The following is a 2,290-nucleotide window of genomic DNA, read 5'->3' on the forward strand; positions in this document are numbered from 1 at the left end:
GGGTGGAGTCGAAGGGCAGCAAAAGATATAGCAAACAGCCCGACAGAACCTTCCCGATGAAATACGACAGCATCTTTTCTAATGATTAATCCATCATTTTCCCGCCTAAAACCTTTATTACTTTCGCCTGTTAATTTATCCAGCCACTTTCTTGATAAGATAAAAACAACATCATAACTTAGCTGCCGACCAACTTATTTTCAGATTAACCATGAGCCATTTTAATGATTTTAATAATGCGCAGGTAACAAAATTGCCCAATCATTTAAAGCAATTTATTGTTGCCCAAAATTACAAAAAATACACACCAATAGATCAAGCAGTGTGGCGTTACGTAATGCGTCAGAATTATAGCTATCTTAAAAATGTTGCTTACTACCCTTACATAAAAGGCTTACAACGAGCTGGTTTAAGTATTGAACACATTCCCGACCTGCAAACCATGAACGACAATCTGGGCAAGATTAGTTGGGGCGCCGTTACTGTTGATGGATTTATTCCGCCAGCTGCTTTTATGGAATATCAGGCTTACCGTGTACTGGTAATTGCTGCCGATATCCGCCAGATTAATCACATTGAATATACACCAGCCCCAGATATTATACACGAAAGTGCTGGCCATGCACCTATTATTGCCGATACGGATTACAATAATTATTTAAGTTATTTTGGCTCAATTGGTGCAAAAGCCATGTTTTCGGCAAAGGATTTTGAACTTTACGAGGCCATTAGGAAACTATCGATTCTGAAGGAAGCCATAGATACAGATGAGTTTCAGATTGCCAAGGCAGAAAAAGAGCTGCGCTACATCAGCGAAAACATGGGCGAACCTTCTGAAATGGCTTTACTTGGTCGCTTGCACTGGTGGACGGTTGAGTATGGTTTGATTGGCACTTTAGAAAACCCAAAAATTTATGGTGCTGGTTTGCTTTCTTCTATTGGTGAAAGTGCAACCTGTATGCAAAAAGATGTGGAGAAACTTTGGTATAATATCGATACGATTAATTACGCTTACGATATTACCAAGCCACAGCCGCAGCTTTTTGTAACCGAAACATTCCATAATCTTATTGATGTTTTGGAAACCTTTGCCAATACCATGGCCTTTAGAAAAGGCGGCACAGAAAGCATTATGAAAGCAATTGCCTGTAAAAATGTAGCCACAGCGGTTTATAGTTCGGGCTTACAGGTAAGCGGTGCATTTACCGATATTGGTGTGGGTACAAAAGATGAGGTAACCTTTATTAAAACAACCGGTCCTTCGGCATTGGCTTTTAACGGAAAACAATTGAGCGGCCATGGGAAAGATTACCACGCTGATGGTTTTTCATCTCCTGTTGGTCGGTTAAAAGATGCTCCAAAAGCACTGGAAGATTATAGTATAGCTGAATTACAGGGTTTAGGGATAATTACAGGTGAAAAAACTGAACTTTTATTTGAAAGCGGCATTAAAGTAATTGGTGTGATTAAGGACATTATTACCGATAGCAACAAGCTCCTTTTAATTGGCTTTAAAGACTGTACAGTTACAGAGCGCAATGGAAATATCTTGTTTAAACCCGAATGGGGCATTTATGATATGGCGATAGGCGAAACCATTGTTTCAGTTTTTAATGGAGCTGCCGATAAAGACGCTTACGAAGAAATTACGTTAATTAGTAATGAAAAAACACATCAGATTACTTATGATGATAAGACTTTAAAACTGCACGGTTTATACCAAACGGTTAGAGAGATCAGGGAAAGTGGCGAAGGTTTGGATAAACTTGCCGAAATTTTCGCACAACTAAAATCGAACCATAGGCAGGATTGGCTTTGTGCATTGGAAATCCTGGAGATTATTTACCATAAAAAGATTTATCATCAGCTGGAAAAGGAAATTCAGGTCTATCTGGAAATAAAAGCTGGCAGGGAGCTTGATCATACGAAATTGATCAGCGATGGCTTACATGTAATTAAAAACCCGGTAAGTCAGCTGATTGTGGAGGATTGATTTATCGCTATAATAAGTCGGTCGTCACCCTGAACCGAGCCTTAGCGAGCTCACCGAAGGTAATTTATTTCAGGGTCTTAATGCAAAATAGATGCTGACCACGTAGTAGCTACAAGACAATTGAAAATGCTACTTCTACTTGTAAAATAAATTCAGCATGACGAACTTATCGTTCAAATACCTTAAATTTCTTATTAGTAATTAATTCCAATCATCCTTATTTATAACGAGGACGACTGACAACCACATTTGCAACATAATGTGTAAATTAAGTAATGTAATCGCTATGTTCTAATC

1 protein-coding gene is annotated in these 2,290 nt (G+C 38.6%); it reads left to right on the forward strand.

The features are described 5' to 3' along the window. The first annotated feature begins 211 nt into the window (after positions 1-211). Positions 212-1,993, forward strand: a complete 1,782-nt coding sequence (locus tag AC1DPQ_RS25345; protein ID WP_477584074.1) for an aromatic amino acid hydroxylase — start codon at positions 212-214, stop codon at positions 1,991-1,993. Positions 1,994-2,290 lie beyond the last annotated feature (297 nt).

The sequence above is a fragment of the Pedobacter sp. 01T416_2 genome (genome assembly GCF_056398925.1).

What these genes read in the sequence shown, in the direction of transcription:
- AC1DPQ_RS25345 (WP_477584074.1), top strand. Translation starts at nt 212, where the DNA reads ATGAGCCATTTTAATGATTTTAATAATGCGCAGGTAACAAAATTGCCC.